Below are 21,974 nucleotides of genomic sequence, written 5' to 3'. Positions count from 1 at the left end.
TATCTATAGCTGGTTTTATCGATTTAAGTTGAATTTACATTTGTCCAAACAACTAAAAATTAAATTTATAAAAAATTAATGAACAATGTAAAAATATAAAAATTTTCGAATGACTAAAGATAAACAATTATTGCGTTATTTTTTTAACTTTTTCATAAAAATAGGTAACCACAAAATTTTTATGCGAACCAACTTATAATAAGCAAGCCTGTCTTTTTAAATAAGCCCGATAACGATTTGAAAAAAATTGAACTAAGAGTCGCGAAATGGAGAAAATCCCATGAAATCACAGATTTAAAAAATGATTTCATGGGATTCTTATTTAAAATTTCTCTATTTTAGATGAAAGACTTATGAGTCAGCCGTTTCACTAGACTATAACTCCGGTGCTCTGCCTAATTTTGCTGTAAGCATCCAAAGAATTTTTTCGACTTTGCCTTGCATGTCGATGAAAATATCCTCTGTCACTGAGTCGCCTGCTTCTGCGCTGACTTCGATACCTTCTTTAGCCAAATCTCTAAGGTAACGATAACCTTTTATTAAAACTTCAACGTGGTCTGGAATGGATTTTTCGTAAGTACCTGTCTCATCAGGAATTTTAGTATTGTCAGCAAATTCTTTCAAAGTGGAGTATGGTGCTCCGCCAATAGTAATCAGACGCTCTGCGACTTCGTCTAAGATATCGTTAATCTCATCCATAAATTCGTCCATCTTCGGATGAAGATTTAAAAATTCAGGCCCTCTCATATACCAGTGGACTTGGTGAATCACCACTGCGAATTGACTTAAGTCTGCAACTGCCTGGTTCAATACTTCATGTCTTTTGTCTGTACTCATTTTTTAAAATTTCCTCCTTCGATCTATTGATACTTCTATCATACCCCTAGATTATAATAATTACAATATAAAAGGCTTTTATACTCATTCAAAGAAAAAAGTGCCCATATAAGCACTTTCTTTCCGGTTTTAAATGTATTTAGATAATACTGCAACCAGTTGTTCCTTGCGGTGTACACCTACTAATTTTTCAACGACTTGGTCATCTTTTTTAACTAATAAAGTCGGGATACTCATGATACCAAAAGAACTCGGTACTTGAGGATTTTGATCCACGTCCATTTTCATTATTTTGGCTTTCCCTGCCATTTCATTTGCCAATTCATCAATGATTGGTCCTTGAATACGACATGGTCCACACCAAGTTGCCCAAAAATCTATTAGTACAACTCCATCTTTTGTTTCTTCTGCAAAGGTTGCATCGGTTACTTCTTTTGCCATTTTAAATTTCCTCCTAAATCTTTTACATTTCAATGTAGTTTTAGTATATCAAAGGAAAGTTTATTTTAAAAATAATCTGTTTGTGTGAAATTTTCACTTGAATTCTACGACTGTTGCGCCGCTCCCGCCCATATTCTGGGGAGCCAGTCCGTATTTTTTTACGCTTCGATGATTTTTCAGATAATCGTTCACAGCATTCCGCAGGGCGCCAGTTCCCTTACCATGGACGATAATGACTTGGGAGTAGCCGGACATCACAGCTTCATCCAGATAATTAGATAACTCGTGGACGGCATCGTCATACCTCATCCCTCTCAAATCCAGCTGGCTAGGTACCCGTGTGCGTCCGCCGCCGGAAGAGGAAGTCACCCGAACGATATTTTTTTGCGGTTTTTCTTGCTCAGGTGTTACTTTGGTCAACTGATTTTCAGCCACGTTCATTTTTATAATTCCGATTTGTACCTGCCATTCTGCGGAGCTGATTTTTTCAATCAGTGTTCCCCGTTGCCCGAAAGTTTCTACTAAAACTTCGTCTCCGGGTTTGAGCACTTGCTTGGCTTTTTCTTTCTGCAGCACTTTGTTTTTACTTAACCGGCTGTCTTCAGCGTGTTTTAAATCAGCCAACTCTGTTTGCACCTGAATCAGTTCGTGTTCCTTTACTTGTGAACGACCTAAAGACAACTGTTTCTGCCGGATTTCCCTGACGATTTTTTCCGATTGTTCTGTTGCTTTTTCAACGATTTCATTTGCCTGCTCTTTAGCTTTTGCTATTTCTTTTTCCCGTTCTTCAAAAAAGTAGCCGTAAGCATTTTCCAAATCTTTTAGTAATTTTTCTGCGGCGTCTACTTGTTCCCTGACTTCCAAATATTCTGTTTCGGTCATCTTCCGTCTATTTTCCAAATCAGCAATCATCTCATTAAGGTCCTGACTCTCCACATCAATCATTTGGCGGGCACCGTCAATGATTGTTTCATCAAGTCCCAGCCGGCGTGAAATCTCAAAGGCATTGCTTCGACCGGGAACGCCTATCAGCAGCTTGTAGGTTGGACTCAAGGTATCTACATCAAACTCCATGCTGGCATTGATCGTTCCTTTGCGATTATAACCATAGACTTTCAGCTCAGGATAGTGGGTCGTTGCCATCACATACGCACCTGTGCTTCCCACAGCATCCAAGATGGAAATCGCCAATGCGGCCCCTTCCTGCGGGTCTGTCCCGGCACCCAGTTCATCAAAAAGAATGAGCGAATTTTCGTCCACCTGAGTCATAATCGAAACGATGTTCGTCATGTGGGAAGAAAATGTACTTAAATTCTGTTCAATGGATTGTTCGTCCCCAATATCGGCAAATATCTCATCGAATACACCGATTTGACTGTCTTCGCCAGCGGTAATCGGCAATCCTGCCTGTCCCATTAATTGCAGCAATCCTAATGTTTTTAAGGTAATCGTTTTTCCACCCGTGTTCGGTCCGGTGATGACGATGGCTTGATAATCTTCTCCTAAAACAATATCGTTAGGGACCACTTTGTTCTCTTCAATGAATGGATGCCGTGCTTGACGAAGAACCACATGTTTATCCGGACTGAGCTTTGGCACGACCGCTTTGATTTCTTTGGCGAAAAATGCTTTTGCATCAATAAAATCTAATTTGCCTAAAACATAAGAATTTTGTAAAAGCACCTGTTGATAAGGCGCGATTTCATTTGAAAGTTCCGCCAAAATCCGTTCCACTTCGTGACGTTCAGCAATTTGCTGTTGTCTCAAACGGTTGTTTAGCTCGACGACCTGCTTAGGCTCCACAAAAACTGTTTGCCCGGAAGCACTCTGATCATGAACCACACCGCCAAACACGCTGCGGTATTCGCTTTTTACTGGGATAACATAGCGGTCATTCCTCATGGTAATAATGCTGTCACTCAAATATTTAGTATTTTTACCTCGTATCAATCCCTCCAGACGCTCACGGATACTTTGTTCATTCCGGCGAATCTGATGGCGTATGCTACGCAACTCTGTTGAAGCTTCGTCAGTCACATAGCCGTCCTCGTCCACTGATTGACGGATTTTCCCTGATAAGGAAGGAACTGTCTCCAGCTTTTCAACAAGTGCATACAAGCGCGGAAGAGCAATTTCTGCCTCAGTCAAATCTTCAAAAAAACGCAGAACTTCTGAAGTTGTATACAGGACTTTGCCAATTTGTGCTATCTCGCTTCCGTTAAGAAGAGCCCCGATTTCCAAACGTTTTAAATGAGGCCGAATATTTTGCAGGACCGGTAAAGGAATCCCGCCTCGAAGCCGTAAAATTTTCATGCTCTCTTCTGTTTCTTCTAACCATTGAGCAACTACTTGGGAATCAGAACTGGGCTGGAGTTTTTCTACTTCTTCCATACCAAAAGCCGTTGCCGTATAATTTTTAAGGTGTGCTTTTATTTTGTCAAATTCCAAAGTTGTTAATATTTTTTTATTCATGACATCACTTCCAGTCTTTATCAGATACTTTAGAAAAAGCTGAACGATAACGTTCAGCTTCTCTAAAATTTATAATGGCACACTCATCCACAATTCTAGTATTTTTTTCGAAAAATAGGGCGTGTGTTTTACGATTCCTCTGGCTAAACCGCTGCTTCGAAATAAATTTTGCACAAAATCAACAGGAACCATGGCCAACAAGGTCAGCAGGATACACAGGGCAACAACGGCGACAAAAAGCGAAAGGGCACCGCCGCCGATCAAATTAATTTCCTTCTTGACAGGAACAAAATTCAGCTCATATAAAAAAATACCTAAAAAACGTACGATGACCCATCCGACCGCCAAGCAAAGCATAAAAGAAACCCCTGCATAAAAATAACGATCCAAATCAAACAACAGCTCGCCCTCAAAGAAAACCAGCTGGCTGTCCGGGGAGGCTTGGGGATAAGGGACTACCAATTCAAGAATATCAACGAATTTAGCAAAAAACTTTTGGGCAGCAAAAAAAACTATCAGATACCCGACTGTGTATATGCCCTGCAAAATGATTCCCCGGCGAGCGCCAGTATACACAGCAAAAATGAACGAAATCAAAATAACAATACTCAACATAAAATGAAATCCTTTTCTATTTTTTGGGATTATTTCTTTTTTGAATTTTTTCCAAAGACTGCTGATTCATAATAGATTGAACTTCTCCCGGAGACAGTTCCTCACTTTTACGGCCTTCTTCTTTCAATGTTTCTTTGGCTTTTCTCTCCAACTCTTCATAACGGGAGACCTTTGCTTCCAGTTCTGTCACTTTCCTATGACTGTCTCTTAACTTGTCGATTTCTGCGGCTACTGCTTCCAAATTTTCAATCTCTTCTGTCAGATTGTTAATTTTTTCCTGCATGTGAAGCTGGTCTGACAGGGCATTTATGGCCAGCAATACGGCGGCTTGTTCCGCAGTAGTTTCCGGAGCAGCTTTTTTTAATTGATTAAATTGTTTGTTTGCCAGCGACACCACAGCATCCATGTGGGGCTTGCTTTCAGAACCAATGATTGTATATGTTTGGCCGTTGATTTCAGCCTTATATCTAGTCTTATTCAATTGAGTGATTCCTCCAACCTGACGCATTCTCTCCTAACACTGCGCGTCTTTCTTTTCTCATTATAAAATAGTTCCACTTTATTTACAAACTCTATTCTCTTGATTAATATCATCTTCAGAATAAAAAAGATTTGTCTAATGGGGAACAATTCGATAGTATAAAAGAAAAGAACAGAAATCAGAGGGGTAACATGGCAACTTATTCATTGAAAAAACAATCTGCAGCAACATTAAAAGAGATGAAATCATACTATCGCGACTATCTCAGCACACAAACTCCGGAACATGCGAGTTTTATGGCAAAAAAAAATGGTGTGACCATCACCGCTTATAATACTGGAACGGTCTTGTTCCAAGGTAATCAAGCCGAGATAGAAGCAGGCAGGTGGGACAAAAATACTGGGCAGCAACCGCAAGACAAAAGTGCAACAAAAAAGACGGATAAAAATAATTTGCCTGAAAATTTCTCCGACTGGTCTGTCGTTGGAAGTGATGAAGTCGGCAACGGCAGTTATTTCGGACCGGTAGTTGTTTGTGCCTGCTACGTTTCAGCGCAACAAATTCCTCTAATGAAAGAGCTGGGGGTCAAGGACTCGAAAATGTTGAAAGATAAAGATATCATAAAAATCGCCCAAGACATCAGGGTCACTGTCCCTTACCATGAGCTGGTCGTGACACCTAGCAAATATAACGACATCCAGCCAAACTACAACGTCAACCGTATGAAAGTGGCTTTGCATAATCAGGCGATTTATTTATTATTACAAAAAATTGCTCCAGTCAAGCCGGACGGGATTTTGATCGACCAGTTTACAACGGAAACGAATTACCGCAAATATTTAGCCCGGGAAAAAAATCAAGTCACAGACAATCTTTATTTTGCCACTAAGGGCGAACAGTATCATCTGGCGGTGGCGGCCGCCTCGATTATCTGCCGGGCAAAATTTCTGGAAGAACTTGAAAAAGCTTCTAAAGAATTAAATATAAAGATTCCATCCGGAGCTGGCGGCGCTTCTGATTTGGCTGCGGCGAAAGTCCTGCGGCGGGGCGGAATGGATTTACTGCGAAAATATGCCAAACTGCACTTTGCGAACACTCAAAAAGCATTAAAAAAAATATAAAAATTAAAAGGACAGCGTGTTTTCCTCAGCTGTCCTTTAATCAATCATTCTGTCATCTCTGTGTCCAATAAACTTTGGAAATTTTCCTCAACCAGTTTCAGTGTCAGTTCATCATCACAAAACACCATTGTCACTGAAGTTTCTTCATCTTTTGAAGAATCCTGATAATTATAAACATAGTAAGTGATTGCCACATTATCTTTAATTGTTTCCAATGTCTGGTCCAATTGCTCAACCAATTCATCCCCACCCTCTATTTTATCTTGCATGGGATCGACGTATGTCAAAAAAGGTGTCAGTTGTTCAGCCACTCTCTTGCTTTCGAGATTTTTTCTGATTTCATCAGGCTTTCCAAGTACGGCTGTCACTTCTTTTGCGGACATCCCCACTTCAGCCTTAGAAAAGTCATCCGTTGAGAGGGCTTTTTTGGATTGGCAGCCAGTAAAAATAATTGCGGTAAAAACTATTATCAATAAGTATATGCTCTTTTTCATAAAATCACCTTTCCCCAAAATATTAAATTAATTGTACAATAATTATCTGTTTACCGCCATTAGACTAAAGAACGAATTCTATGGGCCAGAGAATATGGTCGGCTTCAACCTTTATGATTATAAAAAAGACAGAGTCTGGTACATTTCCTTCAGCCAGACTCTGTTTTATTTTTACGATAATTCGATTTTGCCTGTGTATAATTGGTAGTAAGTCCCTTTTTCCGCCAATAAATCATCATGGGTTCCTCGTTCAATGATTCTTCCATGGTCCATAACCATGATCACATCAGAATTTTGAATCGTGGACAAGCGGTGAGCGATGACAAAAACGGTTCTGCCATGCATCAGTCTGTCCATCCCGGCCTGAACATATTTTTCCGTCCGTGTGTCGATGCTGGAAGTAGCTTCGTCCATAATCATTACCGGCGGATCTGCAATGGCGGCCCGCGCAATAGCAAGCAGCTGTCTCTGTCCCTGGGAAAGTCCTTCCCCGTCGCCGGTGATGACCGTATCATATTTTTCCGGCAAATTATGAATAAAGTCTTCTGCATTAGCTAAACGGGCCGCATGAATCACCTCTTCGTCGCTGGCGGCTAAATTCCCGTACCGAATATTTTCCCGAACGGTCCCGGTGAACAAATGTGTGTCCTGCAATACTACACCTAACGAACGACGCAAAGATTCTTTTTGAATTTTTTTCACGTTGATATTATCATAGCGGATTTTTCCTTCTTGAATATCATAAAAACGGTTGATCAAATTGGTGATCGTGGTCTTGCCTGCACCGGTCGCACCAACAAAAGCAACTTTTTGTCCCGGCTCCGCGTACAAGTTGATATCGTGAAGCACTCTGTGATTATCATCATAACCAAAAGAGACATTTTCAAAACGCACATCGCCAGTGAGTTCAGTGTAAGAAACACTGCCATTCTCATGGGGATGTTTCCAAGCCCAAGTTCCAGTTCGTTCTTCACTTTCAACCAGCCGGCCATTTTCTTTTGTCACATTGACCAACGTGACATAGCCGTCGTTGGTCTCCGACTCTTCGTCAAGGAGACAAAAAATCCGGTTAGCACCTGCCAACGCCATGATAACAAAATTTATTTGCTGGGAAATTTGATTGATCGGCATATTTAAGGAGCGGCTCAGCTGCAGAAATGCAGCCACCATCCCAATCGTTAAATTCGAAATACCGTAAACTGAAAATAAACCGCCAATGACCGCTAACAATACATACTGGATGTTTAAGAGATTCATCATAATCGGCATCAGGCTGTTGGCATATTTATTAGCCCGGGTGGCACTTTCACGCAATTCTTCATTCAAAGAAGTAAATTCTGCGATTACTTTAGGTTCATGATTGAAAATTTTCACAACTTTTTGACCATGCATCATCTCTTCGATATAGCCGTTAACTCTACCAAGATTTTGCTGCTGCTTGCTGAAATGCTTTCCGCTTTTGCCGGAAATATATCGCAGCGTAAAAATCATCAGAGACACTGACAGGATGACGATCAGGGTCAAAGGGACACTAATGGTGAACATTGCCGCAAAGACGCTGACAAAACTCACCGCAGCTGCAATCAGGTTAGGAATACTTTGAGAAATCATCTGTCTCAAGGTGTCCGTATCATTTGTAAAATAACTCATGATATTACCGTCGGAGTGACTGTCAAAGTAAGCGATAGGCAGTGAATCCAAATGGGTAAACATCTCATCACGGATTTTTTTCTGTGTACCTTCACTGATTTTCACCATGATCAGATTATAAAACAACCCTGCAATGATTCCCACGCCATAAATAAGCCCCATAGTGATGACGGCTTTTAACAAAGGAGTAAAATCAGGATGCTGCTGTCCTACCATTGGTGCAATGTGGTCGTCTATCACCACTTGCAGAAAAAGCGATCCCCGGACATTGGCATACGTGGCCAGTAAAATCAGGGCCAAAACGATGACCAATTGAAATTTATTGTCTTTGAATACATAAGCAAGCAGACGCTGTAAAGTTTTCAGCGGCCGCCGGGTACTGGAAGTCTTGTTTTTTTCATTATTTTTAAACATGTTCTTCACCAAACCCTTTCTGCTGAGAATCGTAAACTTCTTGATAAATCGTATTTTCTGCCATCAGTTCTTCGTGTGTTCCGATGGCATTAATCATGCCCTTATCCATCACGATGATTCGGTCGGCATCTTCCACCGAGGAAACGCGCTGGGCGATAATGAACGTGGTCGTTCCCGGGATTTCCTTTTGCATCCCTGCACGAATCAAGCGATCTGTTTTCGTATCCACTGCACTCGTGGAATCATCTAAAATTAAAATTTTCGGTTTTTTCAGCAGTGCTCTAGCGATACACAGACGCTGTTTCTGCCCGCCGGATAAATTATTTCCTCCTTGTGCGACCATTGCATCATACTTTTCGGGAAATTCCTGAATAAAATCATCCGCCTGCGAGACTTTGCAGACACGAATCAAATCTTCCTCTGTTGCATCCTCATTGCCCCAACGAAGATTCTCTTTAATCGTTCCTCTGAAAAGCGTATTCTTCTGCAAGACCATCCCGACCTGATCACGCAGTGTTTTTAAATCATAATCCCGTACGTCATGCCCACCGACTTGCACTGAGCCTACTGTAACGTCATAAAGTCTGGGAATTAACTGAACCAGACTGGACTTAGAGCTACCTGTTCCGCCGATGATGCCGATTACTTCTCCTGATTCGATTGACATACTTGCGTGCTTCAATGCCAGTTTTTTTTCATCTCCCGCATAGCTGAAGCAGACATCTGAAAAGACCACTGAGCCGTCCGGCACATCATACAAAGGTGCCTGATTGTTTTTCAAGTCGCTTTCTTCATCCAAAACTTGCGTGATACGTTCAGCAGAAGTTCTGGCAATAATCATCATCACAAATACCATGGACAACATGTTCAGACTCATCAAAATTTGCATCGTGTAGGTGAACATGCTGACCAGCTCGCCAGTTGTCAGCGAACTGCCTACTACTAACTTGGCTCCCAGCCAGGAAATCAGCAACATGCAAGCGTAAACTGCAGACTGTAATATCGGACCGTTGAAAGCAACGATACTTTGAGCCTTGGAAAAAGATTTATAAATATCCTCTGAAACTTTTTTAAATTTGTGTTCCTCATATTTTTCGCGGACATAAGATTTAACCACTCTAATCCCTTGAAGGTTTTCTTGCACAACATTGTTTAATTTGTCATAAATCCGGAAGACCTTTTTAAAAATCGGATGGGCAAAATAAATCACTGCACCTAAACCGATAATCAAAAAGGGCACGACTGCCAAATAAATTAAAGATAATTCCTTATTGATACTGAATGCCATAACCAGTGAAAAAGTAAAATTTAAAGGACTGCGTACCAACAAACGGATGGCCAGCTGATAAGCATTCTGCACATTGGTCACATCCGTAGTCAGCCGCGTAATCAAACTTGGTGTAGAAAATTTATCAATATTGGAAAAAGAAAAATCTTGTATCCTGATGAAGAGTTTATCTCTCAAATTTTTAGCGAAGCCGGCTGAAGCAATCGCCGCAAAACGTCCTGACAGTCCGCCTAAAACTAATGCAATAATTGCCAAAATAAATAACAGAACGCCGTATCTCAAAATCGCTTCTGTATCTCCTTTTTCGATTCCCCTGTCGATCATCATCGCCATGACCAGAGGTATGACCATGTCAATCGCCACCTCGGATGCCACAAGGGCCGGGGTAATCAAACTTTCTTTTTTATATTCCCCTACATTTTGTAATATTTTCTTCAGCACATTCTTACCTACCTTTTACCACTAGGGGATCGATTGAATGACAGTTTTTAGAAATCTTTGCCAATACAATCAAAAAATCCTCCAGCTCATTTTCTGTAATCCCTTGAACTAAAAGTTCGTCAAAAAGTTTCAGCTTCGACATATTGTCTTTGACCTTTTGTTTGCCTAAATCGGTCAATAAAATAACTTTCAGCCGGTTATCATGGGAATCACTTTCCCTCTGAATTAGCGCCCGCTTCTCCATGGTTTGTAAAATCCCTGTGGCCGTTGAACGGCGTACATCAAACACCTGCTCGATGTCTTTTTGATAAACATGAATACCTTGTTTATATTTTCCGTGAATAAAATTCAACATCTGCATCTGCATCCCGGAGGCAGGCTGTCCATCTTCTTTTAAAATCTCTGCGACCTTTCGGTTCAATTTATTGGCGGTTATTCGAATACGTAATGATATTTTTCTTTCCATTCCTGCTCGCCCCTTTAAAATAGTTCGTGCCCTAACTATTTTAAAGAAAAAAAGCGCACAGGTCAATAGGAAATTTTTTTATTTAGCTTTTGTACTTTAGTTTTTTTAAAATACAGCGAAACCTGCTTTGAATCTCTTAATCATTATGCTGCTTTGCCATTACAAACTGCTGCTTAAAAAAAGAGCAACATTTTAGACGAAATTGCAGACCTTATAGTTTAAACATTTGTGCGTCATTCTTTTTGAAGCTCATAAAAAAACTAAGCTATCCATAATGGAAGCTCAGTTCTTAAATCAATCTATTCTTCTTGTTCTGCTGCAAAGGTATTGAAAACTTCTTCAATCATATCCCACTCAGCATCTGTTTCAATATTTTTTAATTCGCCTTCCGTTCCGGAAGCGGCTTCGATATATTCGTAGGCCAGCAAATCAACTTCTGTATCATCATCTTCATCGATACCTGCCGGATACAGCAGCACATACTGCTTATTAGCAAATTCTTCTTCCCCATCGATGGTCAATAAAATTTCGTATAAAGCCTCGTTGCCGTCTTCATCGACTAAAGTGATAAAGTCGTGTTCATGATGATCGTGGTTGCACTGGCAATCATGATCATGGTCGTGGTGATGATGCTCTCCCATAGTTTAACCTCTTTCCAATAGATGCCCGCTCATTTTGAGTGGCTATCCAAATAATTTTGTAAAATCATTACAGCTGCTAATTTATCGATTACTTTTTGACGCTTTTTCCGTGAGGTATTAGCTTCTTCTACCAACATTCGTTCCACTTGCACGGTAGTCAATCTCTCATCCTGATACGAGACCTCGACTTGAAATAACTTTTCCAGCTCTCGTCCGTAAGCCATGGAAGCCTCGGCTCGTGGTCCGATGGTATTATTCATATTTTTAGGCAGCCCAACCACAACATGATGGATGTCATATTCGTCAAGTAATTCTTTGATTCTGTCAAAACCAAAAACACCTTTGTCTTCGTTGATTGGAATGATTTCAATCCCTTGCGCCGTCCATCCTAAACGGTCACTGATAGCAACTCCGACTGTTTTTGATCCTACATCTAATCCCATGATTCTCATTTGACGGAAATTCCATTGCCGGACAAATAATTTTTGATCAGTTCTTCCATGATCTCATCCCGTTCGTGACGACGTATGAGATTTCGTGCATCTTGATAACGCGGAATATATGCCGGGTCACCCGAAAGCAAATACCCTACGATCTGATTGACTGGATTATAGCCTTTTTCTTCCAGTGCAAAATAAACAGTTTTTAATGTCTCGCTGATTTTCTGCTTCTTGTGATCCTCAAATTCAAAACGAACTGTTTCATCTGTGTAACTCACCCATCTCCACCTCTTTCCTTCTTATTAGCTCTATTCTACAAGAAAGGAACTAAAACTACAAATTTATTCGATTCACTCGCCGGCACTTAATGATTCTTTGATTTCGGCAAAGCTGATGCCTACTTCAGTATCTTCCGGTAAAACTAAAATTCCTTTTTCACGTGGTGCATCCGGCAGCTGCAGTTCTTTAGCGGAACAAATCATGCCATAGCTGTCCACTCCCCGCAGTTGTCCCGGCCAGATCATCAAACCGTCCGGCATCATTGCTCCGGGTTTTGCGACCACCACTTTTTGACCGGCTTGAACATTCGGAGCTCCGCAAACAATCTGCAAAACTTCTCCGCCGTCCACTTCCGTTTGCGTCACAGACAAGTGGTCAGAATCTTCGTGTTTGACGCACTCCTTCACAAATCCCACTACGATTTTTGCTCTGCCGTCGTCTTCGATTGTTTCGTTAAAGCCTGCTTCCTGCAGCAAATTATTTAAAAGTCCTTGCTGATCTTTCGTGAGAAAAACCTGTCCGGTACCTTCTAATTTTTCCAGTGTACGGGAAATATCAAAAAAATTCCAGCCTGCAGTCGTTCCGTCTTCTTGAATAAAAATACGGGTGACTGTCCCTTTGCTCTCAGCATCCACTGCCTTGTCTTGTGCATTTGCCGTCACGACCATCAAAACGTCTCCAACAGCTTCCTTGTTATAAGAAAAAATCATCATATTCTCCTTTTGCTTCCAATTGATTTTAGGGTGGGGCTTTTCCTAGCCACACCTGTAACATGACAGATGTCCCTGCTTACTTATCTTTTGAGTCTTCCAGTGAACGAACAATCAGGACATCACATTTTGCATGGCGGATGATATATTCACTGACGCTTCCGACAATCACGCGCTCCACTGCATTTAAACCTGATTGACCTACCATAATCAAGTCCACATTGTATTTTTCCGGCAGCTCTTCGGTCATCACGATTTTTGGCGAACCAAAAGTCAAAACTGTTTCCAAATTATCGAATCCAAGTTCTTTCGCATGTGCTTCGTATTCCTCCAGCAAAGCTTTGGAACGTTCCGTTTCTACCTCAATCAAGTCCGCCGTCGTCAAGGTATATCCCATATTGCCGAATAAACGATTCTCGATGACATGAGTCAAAATTACCTTTGCATTATTTCTTTTTGCTACGGCGATTGCTTTTTCAAAGGCTTGAAACGCTTGATCACTGCCATCCACACCAACTAAAATTGTTTGATATTCTACTGTGTTTGACACTTTACTCACCTTCCTTTAATTTGAATAGGGCCTTAAAAATTCAATGATTTCATCTTTTGTTTTCCTTTTTTTACTCACAAACCGTCCCAACTCTTTGCCATCTTCTACGACGATAAAACTTGGAATACCGAAAACATTCATTTTTTCACAAACCACAAGGAAAGCATCCCGGTCTACCTCAACAAAGGGCAACTCAGGAAACTCTGCCATGATGGCTGGCAAATGTGGTTTGATAAACACACAATCCCCACACCAGTCAGCAGTAAAAAACAAGACATGTTTGCCTTCTTCAATCAGTGCTGCTAAATGTTCTAAACTTTTTGGTTTAATCATAGGTTCCCTACTTCCCATAGATAATAGTATCAATCAATTCCGCTGTCAAAGTTTTCATTGAGAGGATTAACATTTCACGGGCGGCTTCGTAGTCCGAAATTCTAAACAACGTCTGGTGTGTATGAATATAACGCCCCGGCACACCGATTACTGCACTCGGAATCCCATCATTGACCAGATGGGCTGCTCCAGCATCCGTTCCCCCTTTGGAAACAAAATACTGATGGGGGATTTGATTTCTTTCTGCCACATCGATAATAAATTCCCTCATCCGTTTCAACATAATCATACCGGGATCAAAAATCCTAACTAAAAAACCCTCTCCCAGTTTGCCGAAATTTTCTGGTTTCTTTTCTAAATCGTTGGCAGGGGAACAATCCACTGCGAAAAATATATCTGGTTTAAACTTATGGGTGGAAGGTCTTGATCCTCTCAGCCCCACTTCTTCTTGAACATTTGCTCCGCCGATCAAGGTGAAAGGCAGCTCCACATCTTTCAACGCTTCAAACATTTCGATTACGGCTGCACACCCGTAACGGTTATCCCACGCTTTACAAATGATATTTTTACCGTTAGCCGTTTTAATCGTTTCAACATCTGGTACGATGCTGTCTCCCGGTCTGACACCAAAACTTTCCGCCTCTTCTTTGGATTCAAAACCGGCATCAAACAAAATATCAGATACTTCTATCTTACTTTGCCCAGCACCGCTTCCACGCAACAAGTGGGGAGGGACAGAAGAAGAAATGATCGGGTAATCTCCTTGCCGTGTTTTTAAAGTAAATCTTTGGGCAGAAACTACATAAGGGTTCCAACCGCCCAAGGGCTGTACCCGCATCATGCCGTTTTCCATGATTTGAGTCAGCATAAAGCCGACTTCGTCCATATGGGCTGCTACCATCACTCTTGGGGCATCAGGATGTTTGCTTTTTTTGATGCCAAAAACTCCGCCCAAACCATCATAGGACACTTGATCCACTAAAGGAGCCAGCTTGGTCGCCATCAAACGGCGGACATCTTCTTCGGAACCGCTTGTCCCTTGAATCTGGGTCAACTCTTTGATTAATAAAAAACTCTTCTCATCCATCAATTATTTCTGCTGCTGCAGAATCCACCTCACTTTTCTTCCTTTAGTCAATTATAACCCATTTATTTTAATTTTTAAAATACTAGTATGTGAATCAAACGTTTTCTTGTTAGGTGGATAAGAAATAATATGTTACAATACGGTTAAACATTCTCAATAGGAGGTACCCTATGGAAAAATCGAGTAAACTTCACTGGCTTGCCATGGGACTGGCTTTCGGTACAGTAGTCGGAACAGTCGGCGGTATTTTGGCAACTCGCTGCTATCACAAGCGCCAAACGATCCATCCGGAAATTATTCTTGAAAATGTTAAAACTTTTTTCTTGGCTGAAGGTTCTATCGAAGGTTCCTGGATCGAGTTCAGCAGACACCCTCTCAGAAAATTTGCCATTGAATACGATACTTACACAGGCGGGATCACACGCAAAGAAGACGATCAAATCGTTCAATATGAATTTATTGCTGATGCCCACACCGGAACTGTCTTAGACATCTACCGTGTGTAAATAACAGCTGGCTGAAAATTTTACAACCCCCAGAAATCAGAGATAGTCTGATTTCTGGGGGTTGTTTATTATTTCTTCAAGTGCCGGATGTTTTATATCAGTTATTTTTTAAACATAGCTTCCAGTCGGTAAATCGGCTGTCCCTTGCTGGAAAACTTTTCTTCATATTCTGTCATGATATTCCCTTCATAATCAGATACATGCAAATCCAGCCAGACCTGCTTTAAAACCATGCCGTATTCTGAAAAGCTGACCAACGAATATTCAAACAAACCGCGATTATCGGTTTTAAAATGGATTTCTCCCCCGGAAGTTAAAATTTCATCATAAATTTCCAAAAACGTTTTGTGGGTCAAGCGCCGTTTGGCATGACGGTTTTTCGGCCAGGGATCAGAAAAATTCAAGTAAATCAAATCTACTTCTCCCGGGGCAAAATAGGTCGTCAATGCATCTCCGTTAACATGAAGTATCTGTAAATTCGGCAGCTGGGCTTCAATCTGTTTTTCCAAAATCGAAACCAGTACGTTGCGCTCTAATTCAATGGCCATATAATTGTTTCCCGGATGTGCTTTCGCCATCTCTACAATGAAACGTCCTTTCCCCGAACCGACTTCTATATGCAGCGGCTGTTTTCTCTCAAATCTGTCTTGCCATCTTCCTTTAAATTCTTCCGGGTCGGTAACCACATATCCCGGATGTTTTTCGATAAGTTCTTTTGCCCATGGTTTATTTCTAACGCGCATCTTCTTTCCCTTTCATTGAAAGAAGTTGAGAGAAAGAAAACTTCTCTCAACTTCTTATGTTATGGATTTAATATAAATATAATTTTTTCAGCATCATAATTTCCTGATTCATTTTAGGGTATTCATAGCGCTGATGGTATTGCTTAATCCTTAACAGAAAATCCATCCCGCTGTACCAATAGATTTTTTCCAGGAGTTCTTCTGTGGGATTTTCGCCGTACAGCTCCAGCCAGCGTTGCCATTTCCCATACGGCACATGCCGTCCAAGTAAAATTCCTAAATCATAGGCCGGATCAGACAGTACACAGCTGTCCCAGTCAACCAGATACAGCCGGTCGTCTGTGGATACAAACCAATTGGTATTCACAGGATCCCCGTGACAAACCTTAAAACTGGTTTCTTCCGGCAAATGATCTTCCAAATAGCGAAACACACTATGCAGGTATTGATTATTTTTTAAATCTCCCGGCAGCTGGTGAGCATAACTCTTCAAGAAATCAAAAGGCGATTTTTGTTTTCCCCCTACTCTGACCAGCATTCTTTTTAAAGACACTGAGTGGTGCAAGTGAGATAAAATTTGAATGACCTCAAAACTCTGACCTACTTCCTCAGGCAAAAAAGTCTTTCCTTCCAGCCATTCCTGTGCGGTCAAAATATCCCCGTTGCCTGTTCTTCTCGTCCATACTAATTTGGGGACGATACCTTCCCGTGACAGGGCGGCCAAAAACGGCGTGGTATTTCGTTTCACAAAGACTTTTTCGGTCTCGCGAATGCCCATATAGGTTTTTCCCGTATCACCGTCGATTGGGTGAAGAGTCCAAGTATTATCAAATTGAAAATCTGCATCCATGTCTAGCTTCACCATCTTCAAAACTCCTCTAATCTTTTTGTTTCTCAGCATTTTATATTCTAAAGCCCTTTAAGCTTTCCGTCAAGTTGATCAGGTAATCACTTACTGTGCATTTTCTTTATCCGAGTTGGAACATAGACAAATATCAGCAATACACTCATTAATGCAATGCTTCCGACAGCGATCACTTTCGAATGCCAGTCCGGCAAAACCAGCAGACTTGCCAAGCAGAAAAAGCTTCCCGCACCTCCCAGCAAAATCAGCAATAACCGTTGCAAATTATTTTGCTTTTGATTCTCCGGTACCGGATAAAGCTGTGTCATAATCATATAGTCAAACTGACTGTATAACGGCAATAATTGAAAGCAGATCACAAATAACGCCAGCAAAGCCACCGGCAGAAGCCATAACAACTGATTTAAAAAGGACATCAAAATGACTGCCACAAACAACAGACGCACAAAAATCCCGCTGTATTCAGTTCCCCGTAAAAAACTCCGGGCATATAAATACAGGTACGTCTGATGATGCTCCTTCTTGATTTTTCTAAGCAAGGAATCAAAATACTTTCTTCGTCTCACACTGCTGCTCATACCGGGCACATCTGTAAATAAATTGATAAACTGAAAAATTTTCTTTTGTCGGTTTTTCTCCTTTTGAATCATGGTTTCCCAGTCCAAAAAGCTTTTTTCTATCAACTGGTCAAACTGTTTCTTGCTAAAATACAGCAAGATGCCGCCGATTATCAAACCTGCCCAAGAAAATCCTGCCAGCATAACAATAATGGCTGCAGCAGAGATAATAGAAAAAAATAGCAGGGCCTTCCGTATTTTTTCTTTTTCCACATGATATAGAGTACTGTGTTTCAGATAGAGATGGCAAACTTTCAAACACCACATCGTCAGAAGAAAAAAAAGGCCGTCAATAAGTGTCACATCTGCTATCGCCATTAAAAATGGCAATGAAAGTGCCACGATCAAAAACAAAAATACCATAGGCATAACCAAGGAATGGCGAAAGGCTTTCTGTAAATAACGGGTCATCTCCTTTTCCTTGGGCAGCAAAAAAACTTTATCCGCTTCTTCCACGAGGGTGGCCAGCTGTCCCACGAAAAGTGTCAACAGCCATAACCCGCCAACGATGGGTTTGCCAAAATAAAAACTGTGGTCCACCTGCTTAACCATTTCAGAATAAACAAACATGAATCCGCCCATCAACACCAGTAAAATCAGTGAAAAATGATCGTTGAAGACATACTTCAAATAGCGGAACATTTTTTTTTGATATTTTTGTAAACGCTGTTCATACAAAGCTGTCATCGTTACTCCGCCTCTTCTTCCGTTAGTTTCACATAAATCTCATCCAGAGAGGCGTCAGGCAGATGAAATTCTGTTCTCAGTTCTTCAATCGTACCGACCGCTCTGATTTCTCCCTCATGAAGAACGATAAAACGATCGCAGTACTTTTCTGCTGTTGCTAAAATATGAGTAGACATCAGGATGGAAGCACCTTGACTTTGCATTTGCTTTAAGAGTTCCAACAAAGCATGGATAGCTAAAGGGTCCAGTCCTAAAAAAGGTTCATCAATGATATACAAGCTGGGCTCCACCAAAAATGCGCAAAGCACCATGACTTTTTGCTTCATCCCTTTGGAAAAATTCGCCGGAAACCAGTCCAGTTTATTGGCTAAACGAAAAGTTTTAAGGAGTTTTTCAGCCCGCTCCATCCCTACTGTTAGAGGGATATCATAAGCCATACAGGTCACCTCGATGTGCTCCTTTAACGTCAGCTCCTCATATAAAGCAGGTGTCTCCGGTATATAACCGATTTGTTTGCGATAAGCTGCCGTATCCTCGGACAATGTTTTCCCATTGATTTCAATGGTGCCTGTTTGAGGCGTGAGCAGACCGATAATATTTTTGATTGTGGTGCTTTTTCCCGCACCGTTCAATCCGATTAGTCCAACCAGTTCCCCTTTTCCTACTTCAAAACTGATATCTTTTAAAACTGGGATATGTCCGTAACCGCCAGTCAAATGTTTCACACTCAAACTCATCTTTTTTCCTCCAGCAATTCAATGACATCATTATAACATACTCCAAAAAAAGTAAAAATGAATTACTTTTGAGTTTTCCCCAAAAATCGATTATCATAAACAGTAAGATGTCTAAGGAGGAAATAAAATGAACGATTGTGTTTTTTGTAAAATAATCTCTAATGAAATCCCCAGTTATAAAGTTTACGAAGATGATCAGGTATTGGCTTTTCTTGATTTGTCGCAAGTGACCAAAGGACATACGCTATTAATCCCTAAAACCCATGTACCAGATATTTTTTCTTTTGACGAAACTGTGGCGACAACTCTTTTTTCCCGGGTCCCAAAAATTGCACGGGCGCTTGAAGCAGCATTTCCCGACATGAAAGGTTTAAATATCGTCAATAATAATAAGGAGTTGGCTTATCAATCTGTGTTCCATTCTCACCTGCACTTGATTCCAAGATACAGCACAGAAGATGATTTCAAGATTCGTTTTGCCAACAATCAAGAACAGTATACACCAGAAATGATGAAAGACATCGCAAGCCAGATTGCGGCGCAGGTGGAATAAAATGTTGAAAAACTTTTCTAAAGGGCTGCTGGTCGGCTCAGTCATCGGAGCTACACTAGGGCTTTTGTTTGCCCCTGAAAGCGGAAAAAGGACACGTCAAAAAATGATAGATGAAGTAGACGACACCACAAAGTTAGTCAGTGAACTGCAAGACGGACTTGAAAATTTTAACGGTTCACTGGCAAATCTGAAACAGACTGCCGGGGATACTCTGCCGAATTTTCAAAAAGAAATGAATCAAACAATAAGAAAATTTCAGTTTCAGACAGAACCAAGATTGAAAGAAATCAAACAGACAGTGGAAACTCTGAAGCAGCATCTTCCCACTGAAAAGAATCAACACTAAATTTTTAGTGTTGATTTTTAACTTTTATGTGAACTTTTTGTGACTTACTTTCAAAAAAATCATATTTTACTGTTTTTTGAATATCAGAGTATGTTATAGTATTGAAGGTAGTTGTTTAGTACTTTAAGAAATGAAATGATTGGAGTTTAATGAAAATGAAAAAAATAAAATTAGCCATCATCGGCCTAGTTTGTGCGGCCACTCTGACTGCTTGTACTGGCGGCAGTACAGATGTTGTCACAATGAAAGGCAGTACGATTACTGTGGACGACATTTTCGAGCAAGTCAAAACAGATGATGCTGTGAAGCAAAGTATCACACAAATGATTATCAATGAAGTTGCTGTCAATGCTTACGGCGATAAAGTTGACCAAAAGGACATCGACAAACAGTTCAACGAAACCAAAAAACAATACGGCGATGCCTTTTCTTCTGTCCTTGAAAGCAACGGACTGACTGAAAAAACTTATAAAGAAAATATCAAAAATTATTTAGCCTATGAAAAAATGTTAAAGTCTCATGTGGACTTGTCCGATGCTGATCTGAAAGAAGTTTGGGCAGACTTCCATCCAGAAGTCGAAGTACAGTTGATTGCCATGCCCGATGAGGCAGAAGCAAAAAAAGTACATGAGAGTGCAAAAAAAGGGGACGATTTTGGTAAATTGGCAGAAAAAAATTCTGACGATGCTTCAGCCTCTGAAAAAGGGAAAGTCACTTTTGACTCCACCAATACAACAATCCCCACTGAAGTGAAAGAAGCTGCTTTCCAGATGAAAGACGGGGAAATCTCTGATGTGATCAAATCGACCACGTTTGACCAAAGCTATCAGGAAGTAAATACTTTCTACATTGTCAAAATGGTCAAACAACAGGACAAAGGCAACGACATGAAACCTTTCAAAAAACAATTGAAAGAAATTGCGACTAATAACAAGGTTGCCGACCAACAGTTCCAGTTTGACGTACTCAGCAAAGAATTTAAGAAAGCTAATGTAAAAATCAAAGATGAAGATTTGACATCTATCGTCGCTCAATTCATGCCTGAGGAAACTAAAGCCACAGATTCCTCAGCCAAAGATGAAAAGAAAGAAACTGACACTTCTGAAAGCACAGAAGCTGAAGAAACTGATTCTACGAAATAATATTTAAAAACCCGCAAGGTTGCAGTATATTGCAGCCTTGCGGGTTTTATTTTTCTAAATTTATTTAATCATTGAAATGAGGCAGATAGAAATTTCGGTTGTCCATTCCGAAAATACGCTCCGTTCTTTCCCCTGCATCAATGGAACGCAGAGCCCCTAAAATCATTTGAATTGAAGCATCCATATTATCAAGCTGATGGAGAATTTCGGCTTCCAAAATTTGCGGACGCACTGGAGAGCCATATTCCAAAAGACCATGATGGGACAAAACAAGATGTTTTAGGACCAGTACATCTTCACTGCGGTCATCGATTTTTAAAATTTGGCAGGTCTTGGTAATTTCCTCATCAACTATCACTAAATGTCCCAGCAAATTGCCGGCAAGGGTGTATTCAGTGGATATGGGGCCGGTCAGCTCAATGACTTTGCCTAAATCGTGAAGAATAATGCCCGCATACAGCAATGCTTTATTGATTTCCGGATAAAAACCCGTCAGAGCCTTCGCTATACGCAGCATAGACAACGTGTGATAGGCTAGACCGCCGGCAAAGGCATGATGATTTCTTTTAGCTGCCGGAAATTCAAAAAACTGCTGCTGATACTGAGAAAACAAATGACGTACAATCCGGTTCCAATTGGCATTGGTGATTTCAAAAATAACACTGCTGAACTCCGCTTCCATTTCTTCACGGGAAATCGGTGCTTTTTCCATGTAAAGACTGGGATTGTCCGGTTCACTTTCCATCGCCAAGCGCATATTTAAAATTTTTATTTGGGGAGCACCTTGGTAAGCCTCTCTTTTCCCTCCCAATAAAACTACACGTCCTGCCGTAAACTTTTTGATTTCATCCTCTGAAGCATCCCAAAATTTACCATCTACCGTCCCGGAAGTGTCTTGAAAGGTAAACGCAATAAATTTCTTGCCATTTTTTGCCATCCGTACATCTGCATTCTTTAATAAAACAAACATCTCAAATGTTTCATCAAGGACTAACTCTTTTAATTTTTTCATCGGGTA

At 40.8% G+C, this 21,974-nt stretch carries 26 protein-coding genes; 5 read left to right on the top strand and 21 right to left on the bottom strand.

Features of this window, described 5'->3' with window-relative positions:
- Nucleotides 1–375: 375 nt before the first annotated feature.
- The 5 genes from AC4PHI_RS03850 to AC4PHI_RS03830 all read right to left on the bottom strand — a co-directional run bounded on the left by AC4PHI_RS03850 (nucleotide 376) and on the right by AC4PHI_RS03830 (nucleotide 4,846).
- Nucleotides 376–837, bottom strand: a complete 462-nt coding sequence (locus tag AC4PHI_RS03850; protein ID WP_492201000.1) for a Dps family protein — start codon at nucleotides 835–837, stop codon at nucleotides 376–378.
- Nucleotides 838–966: 129 nt separating this feature from the next.
- A complete protein-coding gene (trxA, locus tag AC4PHI_RS03845) occupies nucleotides 967–1,278 on the bottom strand; it encodes a thioredoxin (RefSeq protein WP_492200999.1) in 312 nt (103 codons plus the stop codon).
- A 93-nt stretch (nucleotides 1,279–1,371) separates the two neighbouring features.
- The gene (locus tag AC4PHI_RS03840) at nucleotides 1,372–3,750 is read right to left on the bottom strand and encodes an endonuclease MutS2 (protein ID WP_492200998.1); all 2,379 of its coding nucleotides are present in this window, start codon (nucleotides 3,748–3,750) and stop codon (nucleotides 1,372–1,374) included.
- Nucleotides 3,751–3,819: 69 nt separating this feature from the next.
- The gene (locus AC4PHI_RS03835) at nucleotides 3,820–4,365 is read right to left on the bottom strand and encodes a CvpA family protein (protein ID WP_492200997.1); all 546 of its coding nucleotides are present in this window, start codon (nucleotides 4,363–4,365) and stop codon (nucleotides 3,820–3,822) included.
- A 16-nt stretch (nucleotides 4,366–4,381) separates the two neighbouring features.
- A complete protein-coding gene (locus AC4PHI_RS03830) occupies nucleotides 4,382–4,846 on the bottom strand; it encodes a cell division protein ZapA (protein ID WP_492200996.1) in 465 nt (154 codons plus the stop codon).
- 191 nt (nucleotides 4,847–5,037) lie between these two features.
- On the opposite strand from AC4PHI_RS03830, the gene rnhC reads away from it, so the two are divergent.
- Complete coding sequence (gene rnhC / locus AC4PHI_RS03825; protein ID WP_492200995.1) at nucleotides 5,038–5,967, top strand: ribonuclease HIII; 930 nt, start codon at nucleotides 5,038–5,040, stop codon at nucleotides 5,965–5,967.
- A gap of 44 nt (nucleotides 5,968–6,011) precedes the next feature.
- On the opposite strand, the gene AC4PHI_RS03820 is transcribed toward rnhC, so the two are convergent.
- The 11 genes from AC4PHI_RS03820 to pepA all read right to left on the bottom strand — a co-directional run bounded on the left by AC4PHI_RS03820 (nucleotide 6,012) and on the right by pepA (nucleotide 14,760).
- On the bottom strand, nucleotides 6,012–6,461 hold the full coding sequence (locus AC4PHI_RS03820; RefSeq protein ID WP_492200994.1) for a hypothetical protein: 450 nt from the start codon (nucleotides 6,459–6,461) through the stop codon (nucleotides 6,012–6,014).
- Nucleotides 6,462–6,632: 171 nt separating this feature from the next.
- Nucleotides 6,633–8,525 (bottom strand): ABC transporter ATP-binding protein, encoded by a 1,893-nt coding sequence (locus AC4PHI_RS03815; RefSeq protein ID WP_492200993.1) that lies wholly within the window; start codon nucleotides 8,523–8,525, stop codon nucleotides 6,633–6,635.
- Entirely contained in the window at nucleotides 8,518–10,254 is a 1,737-nt protein-coding gene (locus AC4PHI_RS03810; RefSeq protein WP_492200992.1) for an ABC transporter ATP-binding protein, read from the bottom strand. Before AC4PHI_RS03810 ends, AC4PHI_RS03815 begins: the two co-directional genes overlap by 8 nt.
- A 4-nt stretch (nucleotides 10,255–10,258) precedes the next feature.
- Nucleotides 10,259–10,720 (bottom strand): MarR family winged helix-turn-helix transcriptional regulator, encoded by a 462-nt coding sequence (locus AC4PHI_RS03805; protein ID WP_492200991.1) that lies wholly within the window; start codon nucleotides 10,718–10,720, stop codon nucleotides 10,259–10,261.
- 299 nt (nucleotides 10,721–11,019) lie between these two features.
- Complete coding sequence (locus AC4PHI_RS03800) at nucleotides 11,020–11,361, bottom strand: DUF1292 domain-containing protein (RefSeq protein ID WP_492200990.1); 342 nt, start codon at nucleotides 11,359–11,361, stop codon at nucleotides 11,020–11,022.
- A 29-nt stretch (nucleotides 11,362–11,390) separates the two neighbouring features.
- Entirely contained in the window at nucleotides 11,391–11,813 is a 423-nt protein-coding gene (gene ruvX / locus AC4PHI_RS03795; RefSeq protein WP_492200989.1) for a Holliday junction resolvase RuvX, read from the bottom strand.
- On the bottom strand, nucleotides 11,810–12,079 hold the full coding sequence (locus tag AC4PHI_RS03790) for an IreB family regulatory phosphoprotein (RefSeq protein WP_492200988.1): 270 nt from the start codon (nucleotides 12,077–12,079) through the stop codon (nucleotides 11,810–11,812). Before AC4PHI_RS03790 ends, ruvX begins: the two co-directional genes overlap by 4 nt.
- A gap of 72 nt (nucleotides 12,080–12,151) precedes the next feature.
- On the bottom strand, nucleotides 12,152–12,790 hold the full coding sequence (gene ytpR, locus AC4PHI_RS03785) for a YtpR family tRNA-binding protein (protein WP_492200987.1): 639 nt from the start codon (nucleotides 12,788–12,790) through the stop codon (nucleotides 12,152–12,154).
- 79 nt (nucleotides 12,791–12,869) lie between these two features.
- Nucleotides 12,870–13,340 (bottom strand): universal stress protein, encoded by a 471-nt coding sequence (locus tag AC4PHI_RS03780; protein ID WP_492200986.1) that lies wholly within the window; start codon nucleotides 13,338–13,340, stop codon nucleotides 12,870–12,872.
- A gap of 15 nt (nucleotides 13,341–13,355) precedes the next feature.
- Nucleotides 13,356–13,673 carry a thioredoxin family protein gene (locus AC4PHI_RS03775; RefSeq protein ID WP_492200985.1) on the bottom strand — a complete coding sequence of 106 codons (318 nt, stop codon included), beginning with the start codon at nucleotides 13,671–13,673 and terminating at the stop codon, nucleotides 13,356–13,358.
- Nucleotides 13,674–13,680: 7 nt separating this feature from the next.
- Nucleotides 13,681–14,760, bottom strand: a complete 1,080-nt coding sequence (pepA, locus tag AC4PHI_RS03770) for a glutamyl aminopeptidase (RefSeq protein WP_492200984.1) — start codon at nucleotides 14,758–14,760, stop codon at nucleotides 13,681–13,683.
- A 170-nt stretch (nucleotides 14,761–14,930) separates the two neighbouring features.
- Between pepA and AC4PHI_RS03765 the strand changes: the two genes are divergently transcribed.
- Nucleotides 14,931–15,266, top strand: a complete 336-nt coding sequence (locus AC4PHI_RS03765) for a PepSY domain-containing protein (protein WP_492200983.1) — start codon at nucleotides 14,931–14,933, stop codon at nucleotides 15,264–15,266.
- 101 nt (nucleotides 15,267–15,367) lie between these two features.
- Here the strand turns inward: AC4PHI_RS03765 and trmB are convergent, their stop codons facing one another.
- The 4 genes from trmB to AC4PHI_RS03745 all read right to left on the bottom strand — a co-directional run bounded on the left by trmB (nucleotide 15,368) and on the right by AC4PHI_RS03745 (nucleotide 18,915).
- Nucleotides 15,368–16,009, bottom strand: coding sequence for a tRNA (guanosine(46)-N7)-methyltransferase TrmB (trmB, locus tag AC4PHI_RS03760; RefSeq protein WP_492200982.1), 642 nt, complete (start codon nucleotides 16,007–16,009; stop codon nucleotides 15,368–15,370).
- A 67-nt stretch (nucleotides 16,010–16,076) separates the two neighbouring features.
- Nucleotides 16,077–16,874, bottom strand: a complete 798-nt coding sequence (locus tag AC4PHI_RS03755; protein WP_492200981.1) for a phosphotransferase family protein — start codon at nucleotides 16,872–16,874, stop codon at nucleotides 16,077–16,079.
- Nucleotides 16,875–16,957: 83 nt separating this feature from the next.
- Entirely contained in the window at nucleotides 16,958–18,178 is a 1,221-nt protein-coding gene (locus tag AC4PHI_RS03750; protein ID WP_492200980.1) for an ABC transporter permease, read from the bottom strand.
- A 2-nt stretch (nucleotides 18,179–18,180) separates the two neighbouring features.
- Complete coding sequence (locus tag AC4PHI_RS03745) at nucleotides 18,181–18,915, bottom strand: ABC transporter ATP-binding protein (protein WP_492200979.1); 735 nt, start codon at nucleotides 18,913–18,915, stop codon at nucleotides 18,181–18,183.
- 127 nt (nucleotides 18,916–19,042) lie between these two features.
- Here AC4PHI_RS03745 and AC4PHI_RS03740 point away from each other — a divergent pair, with 127 nt between their 5' ends.
- The 3 genes from AC4PHI_RS03740 to AC4PHI_RS03730 all read left to right on the top strand — a co-directional run bounded on the left by AC4PHI_RS03740 (nucleotide 19,043) and on the right by AC4PHI_RS03730 (nucleotide 20,956).
- Nucleotides 19,043–19,468 carry an HIT family protein gene (locus tag AC4PHI_RS03740; RefSeq protein ID WP_492200978.1) on the top strand — a complete coding sequence of 142 codons (426 nt, stop codon included), beginning with the start codon at nucleotides 19,043–19,045 and terminating at the stop codon, nucleotides 19,466–19,468.
- A gap of 1 nt (nucleotide 19,469) precedes the next feature.
- Complete coding sequence (locus tag AC4PHI_RS03735; protein WP_492200977.1) at nucleotides 19,470–19,814, top strand: YtxH domain-containing protein; 345 nt, start codon at nucleotides 19,470–19,472, stop codon at nucleotides 19,812–19,814.
- A 155-nt stretch (nucleotides 19,815–19,969) separates the two neighbouring features.
- Nucleotides 19,970–20,956 (top strand): peptidylprolyl isomerase, encoded by a 987-nt coding sequence (locus tag AC4PHI_RS03730; RefSeq protein WP_492200976.1) that lies wholly within the window; start codon nucleotides 19,970–19,972, stop codon nucleotides 20,954–20,956.
- A 64-nt stretch (nucleotides 20,957–21,020) separates the two neighbouring features.
- Here the strand turns inward: AC4PHI_RS03730 and AC4PHI_RS03725 are convergent, their stop codons facing one another.
- Complete coding sequence (locus AC4PHI_RS03725; protein WP_492200975.1) at nucleotides 21,021–21,968, bottom strand: 3'-5' exoribonuclease YhaM family protein; 948 nt, start codon at nucleotides 21,966–21,968, stop codon at nucleotides 21,021–21,023.
- Nucleotides 21,969–21,974: the final 6 nt, after the last annotated feature.

The organism is Vagococcus sp. QWL-13, from assembly GCF_058683555.1.
Note: the sequence above shows the minus strand (reverse complement) of the source record. Positions and strands in the feature narration are given on the sequence as shown.

What these genes read in the sequence shown, in the direction of transcription:
- AC4PHI_RS03850 (WP_492201000.1), bottom strand. Translation starts at nt 837, where the DNA reads ATGAGTACAGACAAAAGACATGAAGTATTGAACCAGGCAGTTGCAGAC.
- trxA (WP_492200999.1), bottom strand. Translation starts at nt 1,278, where the DNA reads ATGGCAAAAGAAGTAACCGATGCAACCTTTGCAGAAGAAACAAAAGAT.
- AC4PHI_RS03840 (WP_492200998.1), bottom strand. Translation starts at nt 3,750, where the DNA reads ATGAATAAAAAAATATTAACAACTTTGGAATTTGACAAAATAAAAGCA.
- AC4PHI_RS03835 (WP_492200997.1), bottom strand. Translation starts at nt 4,365, where the DNA reads ATGTTGAGTATTGTTATTTTGATTTCGTTCATTTTTGCTGTGTATACT.
- rnhC (WP_492200995.1), top strand. Translation starts at nt 5,038, where the DNA reads ATGGCAACTTATTCATTGAAAAAACAATCTGCAGCAACATTAAAAGAG.
- AC4PHI_RS03820 (WP_492200994.1), bottom strand. Translation starts at nt 6,461, where the DNA reads ATGAAAAAGAGCATATACTTATTGATAATAGTTTTTACCGCAATTATT.
- AC4PHI_RS03815 (WP_492200993.1), bottom strand. Translation starts at nt 8,525, where the DNA reads ATGTTTAAAAATAATGAAAAAAACAAGACTTCCAGTACCCGGCGGCCG.
- AC4PHI_RS03805 (WP_492200991.1), bottom strand. Translation starts at nt 10,720, where the DNA reads ATGGAAAGAAAAATATCATTACGTATTCGAATAACCGCCAATAAATTG.
- AC4PHI_RS03800 (WP_492200990.1), bottom strand. Translation starts at nt 11,361, where the DNA reads ATGGGAGAGCATCATCACCACGACCATGATCATGATTGCCAGTGCAAC.
- ruvX (WP_492200989.1), bottom strand. Translation starts at nt 11,813, where the DNA reads ATGAGAATCATGGGATTAGATGTAGGATCAAAAACAGTCGGAGTTGCT.
- ytpR (WP_492200987.1), bottom strand. Translation starts at nt 12,790, where the DNA reads ATGATTTTTTCTTATAACAAGGAAGCTGTTGGAGACGTTTTGATGGTC.
- AC4PHI_RS03775 (WP_492200985.1), bottom strand. Translation starts at nt 13,673, where the DNA reads ATGATTAAACCAAAAAGTTTAGAACATTTAGCAGCACTGATTGAAGAA.
- pepA (WP_492200984.1), bottom strand. Translation starts at nt 14,760, where the DNA reads ATGGATGAGAAGAGTTTTTTATTAATCAAAGAGTTGACCCAGATTCAA.
- AC4PHI_RS03765 (WP_492200983.1), top strand. Translation starts at nt 14,931, where the DNA reads ATGGAAAAATCGAGTAAACTTCACTGGCTTGCCATGGGACTGGCTTTC.
- trmB (WP_492200982.1), bottom strand. Translation starts at nt 16,009, where the DNA reads ATGCGCGTTAGAAATAAACCATGGGCAAAAGAACTTATCGAAAAACAT.
- AC4PHI_RS03755 (WP_492200981.1), bottom strand. Translation starts at nt 16,874, where the DNA reads ATGGTGAAGCTAGACATGGATGCAGATTTTCAATTTGATAATACTTGG.
- AC4PHI_RS03750 (WP_492200980.1), bottom strand. Translation starts at nt 18,178, where the DNA reads ATGACAGCTTTGTATGAACAGCGTTTACAAAAATATCAAAAAAAAATG.
- AC4PHI_RS03745 (WP_492200979.1), bottom strand. Translation starts at nt 18,915, where the DNA reads ATGAGTTTGAGTGTGAAACATTTGACTGGCGGTTACGGACATATCCCA.
- AC4PHI_RS03740 (WP_492200978.1), top strand. Translation starts at nt 19,043, where the DNA reads ATGAACGATTGTGTTTTTTGTAAAATAATCTCTAATGAAATCCCCAGT.
- AC4PHI_RS03735 (WP_492200977.1), top strand. Translation starts at nt 19,470, where the DNA reads ATGTTGAAAAACTTTTCTAAAGGGCTGCTGGTCGGCTCAGTCATCGGA.
- AC4PHI_RS03730 (WP_492200976.1), top strand. Translation starts at nt 19,970, where the DNA reads ATGAAAAAAATAAAATTAGCCATCATCGGCCTAGTTTGTGCGGCCACT.
- AC4PHI_RS03725 (WP_492200975.1), bottom strand. Translation starts at nt 21,968, where the DNA reads ATGAAAAAATTAAAAGAGTTAGTCCTTGATGAAACATTTGAGATGTTT.